At 66.4% G+C, this 16,835-nt stretch carries 15 protein-coding genes and 1 pseudogene; 6 read left to right on the top strand and 10 right to left on the bottom strand.

From position 1 onward, the window contains the following. Positions 1 to 84: 84 nt before the first annotated feature. The 7 genes from ACIRSS_RS23685 to ACIRSS_RS23655 all read right to left on the bottom strand — a co-directional run bounded on the left by ACIRSS_RS23685 (position 85) and on the right by ACIRSS_RS23655 (position 6,962). Positions 85 to 2,205, bottom strand: coding sequence for a tetratricopeptide repeat protein (locus ACIRSS_RS23685; protein WP_400898343.1), 2,121 nt, complete (start codon positions 2,203 to 2,205; stop codon positions 85 to 87). Between the two features lie 11 nt (positions 2,206 to 2,216). Beyond that, positions 2,217 to 2,615: a hypothetical protein gene (locus ACIRSS_RS23680; RefSeq protein WP_400898341.1), complete on the bottom strand. Its 399-nt coding sequence runs from the start codon at positions 2,613 to 2,615 to the stop codon at positions 2,217 to 2,219. Positions 2,616 to 3,218: 603 nt separating this feature from the next. Beyond that, positions 3,219 to 3,680 (bottom strand): NUDIX domain-containing protein, encoded by a 462-nt coding sequence (locus tag ACIRSS_RS23675; protein WP_400898339.1) that lies wholly within the window; start codon positions 3,678 to 3,680, stop codon positions 3,219 to 3,221. A 73-nt stretch (positions 3,681 to 3,753) separates the two neighbouring features. Beyond that, positions 3,754 to 4,395, bottom strand: coding sequence for a dTMP kinase (gene tmk, locus ACIRSS_RS23670; RefSeq protein ID WP_400898337.1), 642 nt, complete (start codon positions 4,393 to 4,395; stop codon positions 3,754 to 3,756). Continuing rightward, positions 4,392 to 5,855 carry a B12-binding domain-containing radical SAM protein gene (locus tag ACIRSS_RS23665; protein WP_400898335.1) on the bottom strand — a complete coding sequence of 488 codons (1,464 nt, stop codon included), beginning with the start codon at positions 5,853 to 5,855 and terminating at the stop codon, positions 4,392 to 4,394. Before ACIRSS_RS23665 ends, tmk begins: the two co-directional genes overlap by 4 nt. Next, the gene (locus tag ACIRSS_RS23660) at positions 5,833 to 6,636 is read right to left on the bottom strand and encodes a hypothetical protein (RefSeq protein ID WP_400898333.1); all 804 of its coding nucleotides are present in this window, start codon (positions 6,634 to 6,636) and stop codon (positions 5,833 to 5,835) included. The genes ACIRSS_RS23665 and ACIRSS_RS23660 overlap by 23 nt, the downstream gene beginning before the upstream one ends. A gap of 86 nt (positions 6,637 to 6,722) precedes the next feature. Beyond that, positions 6,723 to 6,962, bottom strand: coding sequence for a hypothetical protein (locus ACIRSS_RS23655; protein WP_400898331.1), 240 nt, complete (start codon positions 6,960 to 6,962; stop codon positions 6,723 to 6,725). 354 nt (positions 6,963 to 7,316) lie between these two features. Here ACIRSS_RS23655 and ACIRSS_RS23650 point away from each other — a divergent pair, with 354 nt between their 5' ends. The 3 genes and pseudogenes from ACIRSS_RS23650 to cutA form a co-directional block, all read left to right on the top strand. Next, positions 7,317 to 8,795, top strand: coding sequence for a transcriptional regulator (locus ACIRSS_RS23650; protein ID WP_400898329.1), 1,479 nt, complete (start codon positions 7,317 to 7,319; stop codon positions 8,793 to 8,795). Between the two features lies 1 nt (position 8,796). Then, positions 8,797 to 9,180, top strand: a complete 384-nt coding sequence (locus ACIRSS_RS23645; protein WP_400898327.1) for a hypothetical protein — start codon at positions 8,797 to 8,799, stop codon at positions 9,178 to 9,180. A 74-nt stretch (positions 9,181 to 9,254) separates the two neighbouring features. Beyond that, a pseudogene (gene cutA, locus ACIRSS_RS23640) lies at positions 9,255 to 9,536 on the top strand (divalent cation tolerance protein CutA); the annotation flags it as partial. Between the two features lie 52 nt (positions 9,537 to 9,588). On the opposite strand, the gene ACIRSS_RS23635 reads toward cutA, so the two are convergent. Both ACIRSS_RS23635 and ACIRSS_RS23630 read right to left on the bottom strand, forming a co-directional pair. Further along, positions 9,589 to 11,691 carry a tetratricopeptide repeat protein gene (locus ACIRSS_RS23635; RefSeq protein WP_400898325.1) on the bottom strand — a complete coding sequence of 701 codons (2,103 nt, stop codon included), beginning with the start codon at positions 11,689 to 11,691 and terminating at the stop codon, positions 9,589 to 9,591. A 72-nt stretch (positions 11,692 to 11,763) separates the two neighbouring features. Continuing rightward, positions 11,764 to 12,018, bottom strand: a complete 255-nt coding sequence (locus ACIRSS_RS23630; RefSeq protein WP_400898323.1) for a hypothetical protein — start codon at positions 12,016 to 12,018, stop codon at positions 11,764 to 11,766. Positions 12,019 to 12,594: 576 nt separating this feature from the next. Between ACIRSS_RS23630 and ACIRSS_RS23625 the strand changes: the two genes are divergently transcribed. The 3 genes from ACIRSS_RS23625 to ACIRSS_RS23615 all read left to right on the top strand — a co-directional run bounded on the left by ACIRSS_RS23625 (position 12,595) and on the right by ACIRSS_RS23615 (position 15,653). Then, on the top strand, positions 12,595 to 13,785 hold the full coding sequence (locus ACIRSS_RS23625) for a serine protease (RefSeq protein WP_400898321.1): 1,191 nt from the start codon (positions 12,595 to 12,597) through the stop codon (positions 13,783 to 13,785). Continuing rightward, entirely contained in the window at positions 13,782 to 14,759 is a 978-nt protein-coding gene (locus ACIRSS_RS23620) for a hypothetical protein (RefSeq protein WP_400898319.1), read from the top strand. The genes ACIRSS_RS23625 and ACIRSS_RS23620 overlap by 4 nt, the downstream gene beginning before the upstream one ends. A gap of 396 nt (positions 14,760 to 15,155) precedes the next feature. Next, complete coding sequence (locus ACIRSS_RS23615; RefSeq protein ID WP_400898317.1) at positions 15,156 to 15,653, top strand: NUDIX hydrolase; 498 nt, start codon at positions 15,156 to 15,158, stop codon at positions 15,651 to 15,653. A 290-nt stretch (positions 15,654 to 15,943) separates the two neighbouring features. Here ACIRSS_RS23615 and ACIRSS_RS23610 read toward each other — a convergent pair whose 3' ends face one another. Further along, on the bottom strand, positions 15,944 to 16,828 hold the full coding sequence (locus tag ACIRSS_RS23610; RefSeq protein WP_400898315.1) for a phosphotransferase family protein: 885 nt from the start codon (positions 16,826 to 16,828) through the stop codon (positions 15,944 to 15,946). Positions 16,829 to 16,835: the final 7 nt, after the last annotated feature.

Raw genomic sequence — 16,835 nt, 5'->3', positions numbered from 1 at the left:
ACGACTGGAACGTCCGGAAATGCCGATGATCGAATATTCGGTGCCACCGTGGGCCGGTACCGTAACGACCGGACGGTGGCAGCCTTAGGTCGGTCGCACCCTATCGAGGTTTGAGCGGATGATCCGGGTGGTGGGATGGCCGGGTCCTAGCACTCGCTCGCTGTCGGCGAGGGTGGCCTCGTACAGCGGGATCGCTCGCTCCAGGTCACCCGCCGCCTGGTAGGCGATGGCCAGGTTGTTCCGCGAGGACAGCGTGTCCGGGTGATCGGCGCCGAGCACGCGCTCCAGATCGGCGAGGGTCGCCTCGAACAGCGGGATCGCCCGCCCCAGGTCACCCGCCGACCGGTAGGCGGAGGCCAGATTGTTCCGCGAGGACAGCGTGTCCGGGTGATCGGCGCCCAGCACTCGCTCCCGATCGGCGAGGGTCGCCTCGAACAGCGGGATCGCCCGCTCCAGATCACCCGCCGACCGGTAGGCGGAGGCCAGATTGTTCCGCGAGAGCAGCGTGCTCGGATGATCGGCGCCCAGCACTCGCTCCCGATCGGCGAGGGTGGCCTCGTACAGCGGGATCGCCCGGCCTAGATCACCCGCCGACTGGTAGGCGTAGGCCAGGTTGTTCCGCGCGCTCAGCGTATGCGGATGATCTGCGCCCAGCACTCGCTCCCGATCGGCGAGGGTCACCTCATACAACGGGATCGCCCGCCCCAGATCACCCGCCGAACGGTAGGCGTAGGCCAGGTTGTTCCGCGAGGTCAGCGTGTTCGGGTGGTCGGGGCCGTTGAGGCGTTGGTTGCTGCCGCACGCGCGAGTGAAGTAAGCGATGGCGGTGCCGAGATCGCCCTGCCCTTTGAGGTAGAGGCCCAACTGGTTGAGCAGGAGGCTGGTGTGCGTGGTGTCGGTGTCGGGTGTGGTGTGTTCCAGCAGCGCTCGCGCATGGGGCAGAACGGTCCGGTAGGCAGGCCAGCCCGCGGGAGTGTCCGGATCCAGACCGGAGAGGGCGGCGGCCAGACAGGTCGCGGTGGTGTCGCGGGCGGTGGCGATGTCGGCGGGCTGACGATGCGGGTCGGTCAGGTCGGGTGTGCGGGTGACCGCTTGAACGAGGCGGTGCACCGCCACCGTGTTCACGGTCAAGGTGATCATGCTGTAGGCAGCAAGGCGGCCCAGCGCCTCGGACAGCTCCGGCTCCGCTACTTCACGGGCCAGCAGGTCGCGGGGGATGCCGTCGGGGGCGAACCAGGCCAGTTGCCGCAGCACCTGTCCCGCGGCCGGGGTGTCGGTTAGGCGGTCGAGGGTGACGTGCCAGACCCTCGCCATCGTCCGCTGCGCGTCACCGCCCTCTGCTGTCGCGGTGAACATCCGTGCCGGAAACCGCGCCAGCAGCTCGAGATAGGCGGCCGGGCTGGTGCGGGTCTGGGCCAGGTAAGCGCCTGCTTGCTCGACTGCCAGCGGCAGCCACCCAAGCTCGCTGCACAGTCGGTCCGCGCCGGCCAGGTCCGCGTCCGGCCACTCCGACCGCACGATCCGGGCCAGTAACGCCGCCGCCTCGCCGGCGGCGAGCACGTCCAGAGCCACCGTCTCCCCAGCCCGCCACCCGGAGCGCTGACGGCTGGTGATCACCACCGTGCCGGTCCGCACCCGGCTCAACAAACCCGCCACGTCCTGTGGGCTGGTCGCGTTGTCCAGCACCAGCAGCCAGTCATCGTGGGTGGCCAGCCACCGCACACCCAGAGCAGCGCGCTGCTCGGCAGGCAGGTCCGCGGTGGCGGGCTGGAGCGTTTCGGCGAGGTCGGCCAGGCCGGTGTCGAGGGCGGGCGCGGAGTCGGCGGTGATCCACCACCGGAACTCGAACCGGTCGGCGTGCTGGTGCGCGAACCGGGCCGCCAGCGTGCTCTTACCCACCCCGCCCAGACCGTGTACCGCGACCACCGCCGCCCGCCCGGACCCGCTCAACACCTCCTCGAGCTGGTTCAGCTCGTCGGAGCGGCCCACGAACAGCGCCGTGTCGAGAGGAATCCGGGACAGGCCCGGCACCGCCGGCACCGACTCGATCGCAGGCAGCGGAGCCTGCGTCACCGTGTTGTAGTTGTTCTGCGTGTTGTGGCTACCGGTCTGGACCCCATGGCTGTTGTGCACCGTATGCGCTGGCGGCGGCGAGCCAGCGGAGCCGGAAGGTTCCGGCCGTGGCGACGTCGGGTCGGCGGGCATCGAGGGCCGGGTCAGTGGAAGGTGTTGGTCTGGGTGTTGTGGTCACCGATCTGCACACCCTTGTTGCCGTGCAACAGGACCCGGTACTTGGCCGCCTGGGTCCCGTCGGGGTCGGTCAGCTCCAGCACCTTCAGCGCCGCCGCCACCAGCTCCTCATCGGCTCCGGCGTCCGCCGCGGTCAGGGCGGCGGTGAGCTTACGACGCCCCGCGGCGCCGCTCTCGTCCCCGGCCGACGCGACCGCGTCGGCTTCCACCCGCTCCACGACCTCGGCCGGCGCCGGCTCCGCGCGGCGCAGCGTGCGCACCGTCAGCGACTTCACCCCGGCGTACGCGTCCTTGACTGCCGTCGATGCCGTCTCTTTCGCACCAGCCGCCAGCGCCGCCACTACCAGCTCCACCGACTCGATCACACCAATCCCCCTCGCCTCGACGCCGGACTGTCAGCCACCAGTATCGACCGAACCGAGCAGCCTGCTACACGCCACACCGAAACCGCCCGCATCGCCAACGTCCGCTCATGCCGCCTATCGGTCGGTCAGGAACGCAGCCTTGGTAAATCGATAGCGCGACAACCTGTTCCACTTCTGCTCTGCCGTCGGGGCCCGCTGTTGGCGACGTCATGGTCCCGCAACAGGGCAAGCGACACCTGGAGCGCCCAGCCCGAAGCGGAGGACGAACGACCTGGAGGGGCGTCGGGTAGCGGCCCGACTTGATCGCGAGAAACTCGATGGTGCGGTTGAAACCCAGCGACATTGATCATGACAGGTGATCGACATGTGCGGTCAGAATCCACGAACAAGTGCGGTCAAAACTCACGGGAAAAATCAGTGATGTCTACGCCCGGAGGAGGTCGGCTCCGACAACTCTTCGCGCACCGGACGGCCTCAACCTGGTCGGCACACTGGCTCAGCCAGACGGCGCGACGCGCCACGCCAAACCCGCTGTATCGAGCGTGGTCGCCGACCGACGCGGACGAACTGGTTGTGGACCGATTTCCCCCGACGTGGCCCGGCTCAGGTCAGGGCCTTACTTCGTTCGTCGGCCCATCCGAGCACGCCGAAGGTCTGGCTGTCGAGATAGCCCCGGATGCCGGCAAGGGGGTACGGGATCACGTCGTCGGGCAGGTCGTCGAGCGGGAACCATTCGACGGCCGAGCACTTCTGGGGCTCGCGGTTGTACGGCTCCCCGGACCAGCGACGAGCCTCGAAGAACACGCCGAGCCGCGGCACTGGCCCAGAGCCCGCGACGTGAACGGTGTGCGCGTGTCGCAGCTCGGCCGGGTCGATGTGTACGCCGACCTCTTCGGCGGCTTCGCGTGCCGCGCCGGCCGGCAGGGACTCGTTGGCGTCGAGCTTGCCTGAGGGAAGGTGCCACTTCCCCTCGCCGTAGCCGCCGCGCCGCTGTGTAAGCAGCAGATGAGTGCCGCGGACGAGCAGAACGTGGACGTCGATGACGGTGTGCTGGCCGTTGGGCATCCGGCGAGATCCTCACGGGTGGCGGGGTGCTGAACCTGCGAGCCCACCCGCGCCGGCGGACTCGCAGGGCAGGCTACGCCGTGGCCACCTCTGCGGCGGGACCCTCCACTAACTCGGCGATTCGCTCCGTGAGGTAGCTCGCGACCGTCGCCGGTGAGGCGCCGGCGGTGTCCACAGCGAGCACGGGATACCGCCACCGCGCGAGCCGCACGGCGGCCTTCTCGTACAGCCCGCACTCCCGGCGGCTGCTATCCTCGCCGGTGTGAAACCGGTCGTGCGCACCACGACCGGCTACCCGCGCCGCCGCCACATCCGGCGGCGCCTGCAAGATGACAGCGAGGTCGGGGACGTCGGCCGCCGCGTTGATCGCCTCGACGAACGGCAGCGGTACGCCGTCCATGCATTGCAGCACGTAGGACGAGGCGACGTAGCGGTCGCAGACGACGATGGCCCCCGCGGCGAGCTGCGGCCGCACCTCCTGCTCGAGGTGGTGGTACCGGTCGGCGGCGACCAGGCACGCGAGCGTGTGTCCGCGGTAGGTGTCGCTGTTGTGCCGGGCCGTCTCGCCGAGCACGCCGTGGGACGGCTGAGTCGTGGCGTACACCTGATACCCGCGCCGACCGAGGTGCTCGTGCAGCAGTCGGGTTGTCGTGGTCTTGCCGACGCCGGCCGGGCCGTCGATGGTGACGAACAGCCCGCGGTTCCATCGCCTCACGCGGCCGCCCTCCGGTCGAACTGCGCGCGAGTCACCGTGACCAGGCTGCGCCGGACGTAGTCGATCGGTGCCTCGCTCAACTGGAGGTTGACGGAGAAATTGAACTCGTCGCGCTCGCGCATCGACTCGTCGACACCGCCGGAGGTGAGGTCAACGGCACTGTAGTTGAGCAGCTGCTCGGCGGTGTACCGGCCGGACTTCATCAGCTCACCCCAGTCGGGCGTCCCCGGGTACGGGCGGTACTCGAAGGCCGAGGCACGGAACCGGCCGGGGAGGCCGTCGGTGATGTCCCATAGGTCGTGCACGAGCCGCACGGTGTCGTCGATCTCGGCGCACGTCTCCGTCGGAAACCCGACGATGAAATACCCCTTCACGTTGATCCCCCGCTCGGCGAGCCGGCGCACCACCGACCGCGCCATGTCCGCGGTGATGCGCTTGTCGATCCGCTCGAGCATCCGCGCGTTGCCGGACTCGACGCCGAGCGCGACCTCGCGCAGGCCGTTCGCGACGAGGGTGTCGAGCATGTCGTCGCTCGTCCGGTTCAGCACGTTGATGCGGCCGGTGGCGTCCCACTGCGCCCAGTCGCCGACCTGGTCTGCGGTGAACGCGGTCATCATCGTCTTGATGACGCGCGGGACGCCGAGGAACAGGTCGTCGACGAACCGGAAGGCGCTCACACCCGCGTCGCGAAGTTGGTGCATTTCGTCGAGGATGTTGTGCGGCTCCCGCGTACGGATGCTGATATCGGGGTTCGCCGACACCGCGGCGCCGCAGAACGAGCAGTCGTAGGGGCAGCCGCGGGCGCCGACCAGGTTCGCCTCGAGCCGGCCGCCGTCGTGGTGCGGGTCCTGCGCCAGGTAGCCGCGGTCGACGAACGGCAAGCCGTTGATGTCCGGTGCGAGGTAGTGCCCGTTCTTGATGCCGATTCCGCCTGTGACCGGGGTGTGCATGATCGGGTCGAGCCACATCACCCCGGGCAGCTCGGTCCGTCCTCGGTGGTCGTCGAGCAGGGCCGCGACGCGCGTTTCGCCTTCGCCGATCACCAGGGCTTCGCACTGGCTCATTCGCTGGTCGAGCAGGATCTCGGTCGGCATGGCTTTCGCCTGGTGCCCGCCGAGCATGAGCATGATGCTGGGGTCGAGCCGCTCGGCGATCCGGGCACTGATCTCGTAGGTCGGGGCCAGCAGGTTGAACCCGGCCCACCGCGGCGCGGCCGCGTTGATCAGGCGGGCGGTCTGTTCGACGCCGAGCCCGTGGGCCTCGGCGTCGAGCACGCCGACGTTGAAGCCCCGCGCGGCTGCGTGGGTGGCGATGTAGGCCATGCCGAGCACCGGCAGCGTGAAGTCGTTCAACCGCGGGCGCTCGTCGTAGTCGCGCAGCGGCGCGTTGACGAACAGGGCGTCGATTTCACGTGTCAGGTCGGCGCCGGCGATCAGGTCAGAGAGCAACTCCTGTGGCATGTCGAACTCCCCAAGCGAGAGTGAGCAGCGTCCACTCGGACAGCTGCGCGCCGGCCATCGCTTGCCACAACCGCCCGAACTCAGGTTCGGGTTTCGGCCAGTCGACCGAGGGGGCGAGCTTGCCCGCCCACGTGCGCACGGCGAGGTCGGCGAAGGGATAGAGGCTGTAGTCGTTGGTGACGTCGGCGACCGTGGCGCCGGCCGTCCACGGGCCGATCCGGCGCACGCTCTGCACCGCGTCCAGGAGCTGGTCGCCGGTCATGCTGGCCCAGTTGCTGGCCGCGGTGAGTGCTGCGTCAGCGGCGGCGCGCAGACCGTCGCGGAAGAACTTCATCCGCAGCGCATCGAACGCCTCGTCCGGCAAGTCGAGGACCACCTCGGGCGCTGGAAACGACCACGCCGGGCCGGCCGCGGTGTCGTACCGCTGGCCATGGGCCTCGCAGAAGCGGCGGTAGTTGTCTCGCGCCGTCGCGGCCTTGATCACCTGCCGGGTGATCGCGGTGCCGAGCGCTTCCCACACGTCTGCGGTCCGTACCCGCGCGATGGGGCCATCGGCCTGCAGCGGAGCGCACACGGTCGGGTCGCCGGTCAGGTTCTCCGGGTCGATCGTGTCCACGAGGGGTGCGCGGTCGGTGCTGCCGACCAGGGGAACCATGTCGACGGTGTGGCCGCCCTCGGGCGCGGGCGAGCAGATCACCGACCACACTGCGTTGGCCGAGCGGAGGACGCGCCGTGCACGGCCATCGGGTCCACGGAGCCATCCGGGGTGGTCGAGCATCATGGTCGGATACGCCACGTTCGGCCTTTCTCGCTGGTGTCCTGGCATTCTCACGGGAGGTGAACGCTCCCTCTCGGCCAAGGTGCGTCTCATCGGCGTGCGCCGACGGCGGTTGCGCGGTGACGGTGGACTGACCTGGTGCTGTTGACGACGCGCCGCTCGACCTCCACCGCCGACTCCGTGACGGCGGACAACGCACGACGGCGACAAGGTAGGAACGTCGATCGCGTGACGTTTGCGCGCGTGGCCCGTCCGACCAGTGTCGCGACCGCCAAGACCGCCATCGTGGCTGCGACAGCCACCGCGTAGACGACGATGAACTCGGTCACCGCGACCACCTGTCCACGCGCGCCGCCGACATCCGCCGGGTGTCGTGGTTAAGGCGACCGGTCATGTCATACCTCGTTTCCTCGTGGGTCCTGGAGGCACCCGGCGGCCGGGACCACGTCGAACACGGGCGAAGCGGGACCGCGCCGCGGTGGATGACGTCCGGCGTCGCCAGGTGCAGCGGTGCGACCGACCGCCGGGGTGCCTGGTACCAGCCTGGGTCACGGCGCGAGAGAAGATCATGACGAGACCTGCGTGACGGGTATGCGTCCGACGCATAGCCACTACGCCATAGAGCGCATACAGTGATCACTGTCATACCGACAGTCAGTCGACCAGCGCCGAGGTCCTGCGAGATGAGCGTTTCCCGCACCGCCCGCTACTGCCGCTGTGGCGCGCGCCTGGCTCAGGACAATCCCGCGTCGACGTGCGGTCCATGCGGCCGGAGGTCGCTGAACACCCTGGTCAGCGCGCCAGAGGTGCCGCCGAGCTTCTGGGACACAGAACAGCTGCGGGACGCGTTGGCCGCTCGGCACATGGGCCGGGTCATCCACGCCTATCGGCGCAATCCCTGGCACCGGCAGCCGCTGCCGCAGACGCTGGTCGCCGGCTGGGTCGGCCTCACGCAGACGCAGCTGAGCCGCATCGAGACCGGCGCACCGACCCAAGATCTGGCAAAGCTCATACAGTGGGCGCGTGTTCTCCGAATCCCCACTGCTCTGCTGTGGTTCTCCGTTCCGGGTTCTCCCCCGCAAGGTCACGACACCGGGCGGGCGTCGACCACTGCCGTGGAGCCGTCACGACAGGTGGACGCCATGAACCGCCGTGAGCTCCTGCGGCTGATATCCATGACCGGAGCCCTCCTCGCGGTTCCCGGGCTCGACGAGCAGGTCGACCTGGATCGCCTCGAGCACGCCGTCACCGCCGGACGGATCGATCTCGCGACGGCCGCCGAACACGAACGGCTGAATGCTCAACTGTGGCAGGTCTTCTCCCGCTCCCAGACCAAGCAAGCTGCCCTGCCAGTCGTGCGCAAGCAGCTCGGCGCGCTCCGGGCAGCACTCCAGCATCCGCAGACCTCGGCAGTACACCGCAAGCTGTGCACGGCAACCGCTGACCTGTTCCAGCTCAGCGGCGAGATCTTCTTCGACGGCGACCAGTACACCGATGCAGCGCAGTGCTACGCCCTCGCCGCCAGCGCCAGCAAAGAGGCCGGCGCCTACGACCTGTGGGCCTGCGCTATGACGCGGCACGCCTTCATCGGGGTCTACGAGCGCCAATTCGAGCAAGCCGCACCGCTTCTTGAAGGAGCCGCTACCCTGGCCCGTCGCGGGAACTCACGTCTGTCCACGCGACACTGGGTCGCCGCCGTCCAGGCTCAAACCCACGCCGGCCTCGGCGACCTCACCGCCTGCGAGCAAGCCCTCGCCAAGGCGGAAGAGGTCACGAACCTCGACGGGCCCGTACACACCGGCGGCTGGCTGCGCTTCGAAGGCTCCCGCCTCGCCGAGGAACGCGGCGCCTGCTACGTCGAGCTTGGACGCCCGGACCTGGCCGAAGCCACCTTGACCAGCGCCCTCCACCAGGAAATTTCGCCTCGGCGTCGAGGCAGCGTCCTGACGGACCTGGCGACGATCGGCGTACAGCGACGCGACACCCACCAGCTCGTCACCTACGGCAACGCCGCGCTCGACGTCGCACGGCAGACCGGCTCGGCCGGGTACGTCGGGCGCAAACTGGCTGCCCTCCGTCCACAACTGGCACCATTTCGTGCCGACACCCACGTCCGCCACCTTGAGCAGGAAATCAGCCGGCTCAAGACCGTCCACGCTTGAGATGGAGTCCTCGTTGTCCGAAGAGCACGGCCGCATCTTCCGCGAAGCCTGGATTGCCGGCGTCACCAAGTACTACCCCGGCGAACCGAAACCCAGCTACGTCACGCCTTGGGACGAGACTCCCGATTGGGAACGCCAGAGCGCCACCGCGGTCTACGAACAGGTGGCAGCCTTCATCGAAGTGACCAGCGGCGCCGCAACCAAGCTCACCCGCGAACAGAAGGGCCGGTTCGTCAGCCTGTGCTGGACCGGCCAAATCTACAAGCACATACCCGATCCGAAACCAGCCTATGTCGCCGACTGGGACCAGCTGCCGGATTGGCAGCAGGAGACAGACTCGGACATATTTGAACGAATTGAGCAATCGAGCGCGAATCCTCGCTAATTCGTCGGGCGGCTCGGCGCCATTGTCCGATCATGGCGCGTGCCTGTCACGCGATCCCTATCTAGGCTGGTCGTATGGCTGATCACCTAGTTGTTACCACAACTAACCCCGACCGCGCGTCCGGCGCGAAGATCGCCGTATCGGCGGTGGCCGCGCACCTGGCAGCAACCGCGCAAGTCACCGAACCTGTGGCGTCGTTCTTCTGGCATCTCGGCGAGCAAGGCGAGGGCGAGGAGTGGAACGTGACGTTCAAGACCACCGACGCTCGCTATGCCGAACTCGAAGCGCACATCATCGAGCAGCACCCACGGGACAAACCCGAGGTGACAGCCGTCGAGCTTGTGCGCGGCTCCGCCGGCTACCTGAAGGGTTTACCCGAACGGCGGCCGCATCCACCGGACGCCGATGTCAGTCGTCGTGATAGTCGCGCACGACTTCGTAGCAGGGGGGTCCGCAGTCGGCACCTGCTGAGAAGCGTGCGGCCCCCCGGGTCACCCCTTCGCCCCAGACCAGCCGGGAAATGGTCCCATCGAGCCGATCAAGCTCCAGAAGAAGGTTGAGCGTCGCTCGTGTATCCACCAGTTCCTCACTGATCTCCAGTGCGCGCTGGTAGCAGTCGCGTGCCTGGTCGTGCTGGCCGGACTCGCGGTGGACATGACCCAACTTCGTGAGGGTGAATGCCTCGGCGGGGCGGTCCTCGAGCTTCTGGGCGATATCGAGATCCTGCACGTAGCAGTCGATCGCTTCAGTGAGCCGGCCTTGGTCGTGGTAGGCCGCTCCCAGGTTCGTCAACGTCCGCCCGTTCCCCAAGGGATCGCCCATCTCGCTCCAGAGGCGGAGAGACTCCAGGTAACAGTCGATCGCGTCCTGGCCACGGCCGGCCAGCCGGTAGGCGTTGCCCAGGTGATTGAGGGTGAGGCGCTGGCCGTAACGGTCGCCGAGTGCACGGCGGATACGCAGGGATTCCTCGTTGTGAGCAATGGCTTCTTCGATGCGACCGAGGGCGGCGCACGCATTGCCCAGCGCGCTCAGGTTGTATGCCTCGGCTCCCCGGTTGCCGGTCTTGCGGCAGATTTCGAGGGCCTGTAGGTGGCATTCGAACGCCTGGTCGTAGTTGTGGCCGTCGCGGTGGGCGTGTCCAAGGTGGGACAACGCGATCCACTCCGCCTGCCGGTCGCGGAGCCGGCGAGCACCGCTGAGTGCTGCCTTCGCTGTCGTGATCCCGTCCTGCCAGTGGTGGCGCAGCTCCAGGTAGCTGTGCAGCGTCGCAGCCAGATCTACCGCGTCCGCATTGTCGGCGAGCGTCGTCGCGCCGACCAGGTTCGCTCGTTCGGCGTCCAGCCAGGCCAGCGCCGTCCTGCGGTCACTGAACGTCTTGTCGGGCGCCGCTTTCCCCTGCAGATCGAGATGCCTCTCGGCCGCTCTGGCAATGCGTAGGTAGTGGCGGACGAGACGTTCGCCACCGGCTTCCGTCTCCTTGGGCTGCGTTAGTTCAGCGGCGTACAACCGAACGAGGTCGTGCATGCGCCACCGGCTCGCGCCCACCGAGCTGACCAGGTGCGCCCGCGCAAGTTCACGCAGGACCCGCCCCGCTGTCCGTACAGGAAGGTCTGCCAGCGCCGCAAAAGCTTCCGTGCCAACGACCGGCCCTGGGTTGATTGACAGAAGCCGGAAGCCGCGGGCCTCCTCGGCCGCCAGCTTCCGGTAGGACACGTCGAATGTCGCCCGGACGGCCGGCGCGCCGCCGAAGTTCAGCTCATCGAGCCGATCGGTCTCACAGCGCAGCAGCTCCGCCAGTTCAACCAGCGACAGGTGTGGATCTTGCCGCAGCATGGCAGAACCGATCTCAAGCGCCAGTGGCAGGTGACCGCACAGCTCCGCGACCTGCCGCGCCGCTTCCGGGAACGCCCGCACACGCCCGTGCTCCGCACACGCCGCCTCAAGATCGACCTCGAGCAACGCGACCGCCTCGTCCACCGTCAGCACCCCGAGCTTCATACACTGGGTACCCTGCAACGCGGCTAACGAGTGGCGCGAGGTCACCAGCACCCGGTGCCGCCCTTGGCTGGACGCGCCCGGCAGCACCGGGCGAACCTGCTCAGGGCCGGCAGCGTTGTCGACGATGATCAGCATGGCGGCGCGCTTGGCTAGCACCGACCGCCAGCGCCGCGTCCGGTCCTCAAGCCCGGGCGGGATGTGCTCGGCAGCCGTTCCGGTCGCGTCCAGCAGACCGGCCACCACCGCGGACGCCACCGTATCCTCGCCGGCCTGTTCGTAGGCCTGGATGTCGGCCATGACCACTCCGCCGGGAAACCACCCCGCGCGGGCGGCGGTAGTCGCGGCTTTGAGAGCGAGCGCCGTCTTCCCGACTCCGCCCAGTCCCTCGATCGTCGTCACGACGGGACGCCCGCCCGGCTGGAGAGCCTCCGCGAGCCGCCGCAGCTCGGCGTCCCGCCCCACGAAGACGGGTTGGTCGGGCAACCCGTCAAGGGCGAGCTTCGTCACATCCATGCTCCGAGTGTCCGCCGTAGCAGGCACCACTTCAAGGCAGAGCTGTCAGGCGCATTCTGCAAGGAGGGCTGGTCAGGCGGGGGCGGTCTGGCGATACTCTCTCAACCGGTCGGTCACAATGTCGCGGCGTTTCTCCAACCAACGTCCGACACGGCGCATCGTCGCCTCCAACGACAGCCCGTCAGCAAAGGGGATGTCGGCATCACCCCACGCGGTCACGATCGGGTCTAGGACTGCGACGACGTACCAGAGGTTCCTGTGAACGTGGATCGTCCGCTTGTCGTCGGCGTGTTCACACTCCTGCCGGCACCGGAAGTCGGGGGGCACAAAGGAAGACAAACCAGAGCCCTGGCCTGCGACAGGAGCAACTGAGGGGACTTCTCCTCTAGGAGGAGCACGTGGAGGAAGAGCGGGAGGAAGGGGCGGAGGAAGAGAGGGAGGTGGAGACACAGACCGGTATTGCCGCGGCCAAGTGGGTCCTCCCACCGGCCAGCCGGCCGGCCTTGCCCCAGCGTCTCTGCGAGTTCGGTCGTCGCGCGTCCCGGGTGCCAACCGGTCGTCTGCAGCGACCGGCTCATGATGGCCATCGTGAACGGGATACCGTCGATGTGAGGCGGCATCGTTGCCCCGCCCCGCGCGACAGCAAGGTCATGAGACCCTCGACTGCGAAGCCGAGCACCTACTACGAACCAGCGCCGAGGAACGCGGCCAGCAGGTAGCCGACGCCAGCATGATCTGGTACGCCGTCGCCCCCTCTTCGGTGTCGACCCCGGGATCCAGGCGGTCAGTCCACACACGCCTGACGCCGTCACCCGTTCAGTGCAATGTCTCTCGCCATTCGTAACAAGGTGTGCCACCTCCTCGATTCCTGCAACGAACGCGGCGAATAGGATCAGAGGCGCCATGAACCTCACGGAAGTGGTCATTTCCCAACTGGGCGATTACGGAAGCAGGCGAGGCCGGGAGTTCACCTGGCTAGCTGGCCAGATCGCGGATTTCGTGGCCCAGCCGCCTGAAGTCATCGAGCCCCTCCTCGCAACGACGTACTGGTCGATTCTCGCACCGGAACCTGTTCTCCGTTTGCGGCGCGTCGGTAGGCTGCCCCTGGATGTTTCCGCGATGTTCGACGGCCTGGCGTCACCGAACTTCAATCTACAAGCTCTCGTAATCACACACGGAAATCCAGCAAGATACAGCCTACTAGTGCTGGACCCCCAGTACGAAAGCTCCGATTTCCTCTCCGTCAAGATCCCGTCCGGAACCGCGTCGCGGATCATCGAGGAAGCATTGTCTGACCGAAGGTCACGCACAGCCGTCTTCTCCCGCGCATCATTTTTGGCACAGCGAATTTTGGAAGATCTCGTGAGTACCTTGATCTCCGCGAATTCCCGCCAGCGCCCCGGCAGATATCACCGGAACCTCAGTCGATATCTTTTTGATTTGTGTCGGCGGGCGATGATAGAGCTAGCACGAGCCGAGGACAGTGGCGTGGTCCTGGCCCGCCGCCCAGAGATCGAACCGACAAGCTGCTTCTCCCCGGCGTCAGTCGTACGTACGAGCGCCGGCGAGACAGCCACAGCGGGCCTCATGTTCGTGAACCACGACGGCCACCTTCTTCTCTCCACGGCTAACCACGCCATAAAGGAAGACGACACCGTCACGGTCGCCGACATGCCCGCCACAGTCGTCGCTCGAGACCTGGTCACGGACAGCTGCATTCTACGTCTGGACGACAAGGCCCCATGCCACCTGTACGACAAGGCTGCCCGGCTACGCAGGCACGGCATTCAAGAACTGGGACCAAGGCCCAACGAACCCGCACTTTTTGACGGCGCAATCTCCGAATTGACCGAGACGTTCATTCGAACCTCCGATCCGAGTATCGCATTCGAGTCGATGGGATTTGGCAACAAAGTATACACCGATAACGACACCGTCCCTGGGGATTCCGGCGCAGCACTGTACGACACAAGTGAAAGAATGGTTGGCTTCGCCGCCTATCGGACAAAGTATGGCGAGGTGCCATCCTACTCGATCTGGATCTGGGCTAAACAAGTTCTGCAACACCATCGATTGAACGGAAGAGCCCGATGAGTATGTGGAAATCGCTACTGACCTCACCGAGTCATACGTGGTATCTCGGCCGCATCGCGGATGCGCCTGAATCATCGGCGGTTCTCGCCGGCGAGACGTACGTCAACGTCCATCTGAATACAGTCCACCTCGAGTTTTCAAGGCGTGGTACAAAGAAGTACTACGGCGTCGTGGGCACGAGCTTCGAGCTCGACAGCCTAGCCGCGGGTGTGTCACGATTCACCGGCGTCCACAGCCCGGACTGGCTGGCTAAAGTCGACGGTTCGAACCTCGACCAGGTGGTCCAGTCCGACGTGCGGGTGCTGGGCCCTCGGCCGTTCATCGGTGGCGAGATCGCCTACGAGATCGGCCTGTTCGCCCAGCCGGAGGCCGATCTCGCCGCACCGTTCATCAAACTGCTCACCAAGATCTCGGACGCAGCCGGCGTATCTCTGCTGACGTCAGCAGGCCCGATCGTACCGGTCGTCGACGCGGGCATCGAACTCCTCTTCGGCGGCGATAACGCTACCCTCCAAGTCGGCGCCGCGGGGACTTTCGGCGAACCCCTGGCCGGCACCTGGGCCCTCGTCAAGAGCGAGGCCGTCTCCGGCACGAACAAGGTCACCTACAAAGCGGGACGCCTCCGCTGGCCATCGGGACTCCCAGTTGAAGAGCCGCACCTCGTATTCACCATCGCCGCTTCCCGACAGCGATCAGACTGGGCCTCCATCGCCGAACTCCGCGCCGCGTGGGAAGACTGCAGAAAAGCGATCCGCGCCGGCAACCGCAAAGACGTCGACGCCACTCTGCCTGCATTCCGCCGCCTCGCCCAAACCTCCTACGATCTCCTCCCCCAGGACGGCAAACGCCTTGCCGCCTGGGCTACACAGACCGCCCAGGATCTCCTCGATGCAGGCCCGACTTCGCTTGGCCGCACCAAGGACGTTCCAACACTGGAATCGTTCAACCTATTCGCGTTCGAAGATACGAAGTGAGGCTGCAGGACGTCCGCCAGTGACAGGTGCAGCAGGCCGGGCAGCAGCTTGCGCTGGGAGAGGTCGCCCGTGGCGCCGGAACAGCACGACGACGTGCGGCTCAACGGAGGTCAGCAGCGACGGGACCATGTCGCTCAGTGCGATGTGGGTCGTCACGCAGGCGGTCGTCACGCGTTCCTCTCCTGATCGTCCAATGGGTCGAGGAGTCAACGAGCGCCGAGGCTTAGGCGCCCAGCCGGGTCAGCGCCTCGCTGACGGCCGGCATGGACCGCCACCAGGCCACGGCTCATATCTGTCCGTACCATCTACCGTGTGGCGACGAGACCCAACGGACAGGAACCAACGCGCTGGATAATCCACGGCGAACGACTAGTTGATGACACGCGTCGTGATCGCGTGAGTATCGCCTCGGTCGAGCTGCCCGACGGCGTAACCTTCGAGCAGTGGGTGTTCCGCATCCGCAAGGCCGCGATTATGGCTGTCCTCGACGATCGAGACCGCGTGCTTATGCTGTGGAGGCACCGATTCATCATCGATCGGTGGGTGTGGGAGTTGCCTGGCGGCTACGTCGACCCGGACGAGGATCCAGCGGTGACCGCTACACGCGAGGTCGAGGAGGAGACCGGCTGGCGGCCGCTCGACGTCGAGCCACTGGGCTCGTTGCAGCCCATTGTCGGTAGCGCCGACGCCGAGAACCTGTTGTACGTGGCGCGGCGGTCCGAGTACGTCGGTGAGCCGGACGATATCAACGAGGCCGAGCGGATCGAGTGGATCTCTCTCGACACGATTCGCGACCGTATTCTTAAAGGCGAAATCGTCGGAGCGGCGTCGCAGGTCGCGCTACTTCACGTCCTCGCGTTCTATCGCTTCGGACCGGCCCGCGATCGTCGTTAGCTTGGCGAGAGGCTTCCCAGTCGCCGCCGGAAACGCCGGTCGCAGATCACTCGCCCGACGCCCCTCGTCTCGATGAGCGTGTGATCGATGTCCCACAGCACAAAGGTCCGAGGTACACCATCAGACGCGGTCCGGCAGTATGCCATACACGACGCAGCTGTCCGAGGTTCTCCGTGTTCAGCCAGTGATGTGCTATCAGTCAGCCAGCGGGAGCCAGCTGGCGCGTCGCACTACGTGGTGCCGTCGAGTTCATGGCAGCGCTCGACCCCGACTGCTCAACACTGCGCCGGCTAAATTGCCGCCCACGACCACGGACGAGGTACATCACCGCGGATGCAAGCGATACGGTGCCTCGTCTGCTCGGCAAGACCACTGTCGTCTTCGGCCTTACTTAATGCGAAGCAGACCCATCGCAACTCTTGGATGTCCGCGAAGGTACGGTAGTCTCGCGTGTTGGTGACATCATTGCCGCCGTATGCAGCGACAAACGAGCAGTATTCCTGAGAGTTGATCCGGGCGAAGTCGGTGTAGTCCACTGCAATTTGGATCAAATCCCATTCACGACGACCAAGTGAGACCGCCTCCAAGTCCAGCAGGATCGGCGCACCCGAGTCGGGCACAGCGATGTTTCCCTGCCACGCGTCGCCGTGGATCACGCCACCAGGTTCGATCGCGATTTCACGGTAGCGTCGACGCAACTGGGCTAGGTGGTCAAGCAGCCAGGACCGGTCATCGTCGTCCAGTTTGGAAGCATCCGCGATGCGCTGATCGAGGTGGGTGAACGGGTCATGCCGGGGAAGTTTTGGGGTCTCCGGAGCGGGTAGCGCGTGCAATGCACGAAGAACAGCACCCAACTCTGCAGGCGTGGCGGGCCGATGCTCCGGTAGCAGTTTCCACCAGGTGACCGGTCGTTCATTTACAACGACAGGTTGAGTCACAGCGTCGATAGCCCGCACAACCGTTAGTCCACACTCGGTCAACCATTGCGAGACTTCCACTTCACGTTGGGCAACGTCCCGTGTTCCAGGTCGGCCAATCCTCGCAACTATTCCTTCCCTGAGTCGGAACATGACGTTAGAGCCGTCACGAATCAACTCTGCCCCAGCGATGTCGAAGCCAGCAGCACTGGCTGCACCCGTCAGAGCATCGTCGACAGCCATCCGATTCGTCGTCACGGCGCCG

The sequence above is a fragment of the Amycolatopsis sp. NPDC101161 genome, assembly GCF_044768185.1.
In the GTDB taxonomy this organism is placed as follows: Bacteria; Actinomycetota; Actinomycetes; order Mycobacteriales; family Pseudonocardiaceae; genus Amycolatopsis.
The sequence above is the reverse complement of the archived record's forward strand: the minus strand, read 5'-3'. Positions and strand labels throughout refer to the sequence as shown.

Excerpts from the sequence above, each read along its gene's own strand:
- ACIRSS_RS23660 (WP_400898333.1), bottom strand. The coding sequence starts at position 6,636 with ATGATGCTCGACCACCCCGGATGGCTCCGTGGACCCGATGGCCGTGCA.
- ACIRSS_RS23650 (WP_400898329.1), top strand. The coding sequence starts at position 7,317 with ATGAGCGTTTCCCGCACCGCCCGCTACTGCCGCTGTGGCGCGCGCCTG.
- ACIRSS_RS23635 (WP_400898325.1), bottom strand. The coding sequence starts at position 11,691 with ATGGATGTGACGAAGCTCGCCCTTGACGGGTTGCCCGACCAACCCGTC.
- ACIRSS_RS23620 (WP_400898319.1), top strand. The coding sequence starts at position 13,782 with ATGAGTATGTGGAAATCGCTACTGACCTCACCGAGTCATACGTGGTAT.
- ACIRSS_RS23625 (WP_400898321.1), top strand. The coding sequence starts at position 12,595 with ATGAACCTCACGGAAGTGGTCATTTCCCAACTGGGCGATTACGGAAGC.
- ACIRSS_RS23675 (WP_400898339.1), bottom strand. The coding sequence starts at position 3,680 with ATGCCCAACGGCCAGCACACCGTCATCGACGTCCACGTTCTGCTCGTC.
- ACIRSS_RS23645 (WP_400898327.1), top strand. The coding sequence starts at position 8,797 with ATGGAGTCCTCGTTGTCCGAAGAGCACGGCCGCATCTTCCGCGAAGCC.
- ACIRSS_RS23665 (WP_400898335.1), bottom strand. The coding sequence starts at position 5,855 with ATGCCACAGGAGTTGCTCTCTGACCTGATCGCCGGCGCCGACCTGACA.
- ACIRSS_RS23685 (WP_400898343.1), bottom strand. The coding sequence starts at position 2,205 with ATGCCCGCCGACCCGACGTCGCCACGGCCGGAACCTTCCGGCTCCGCT.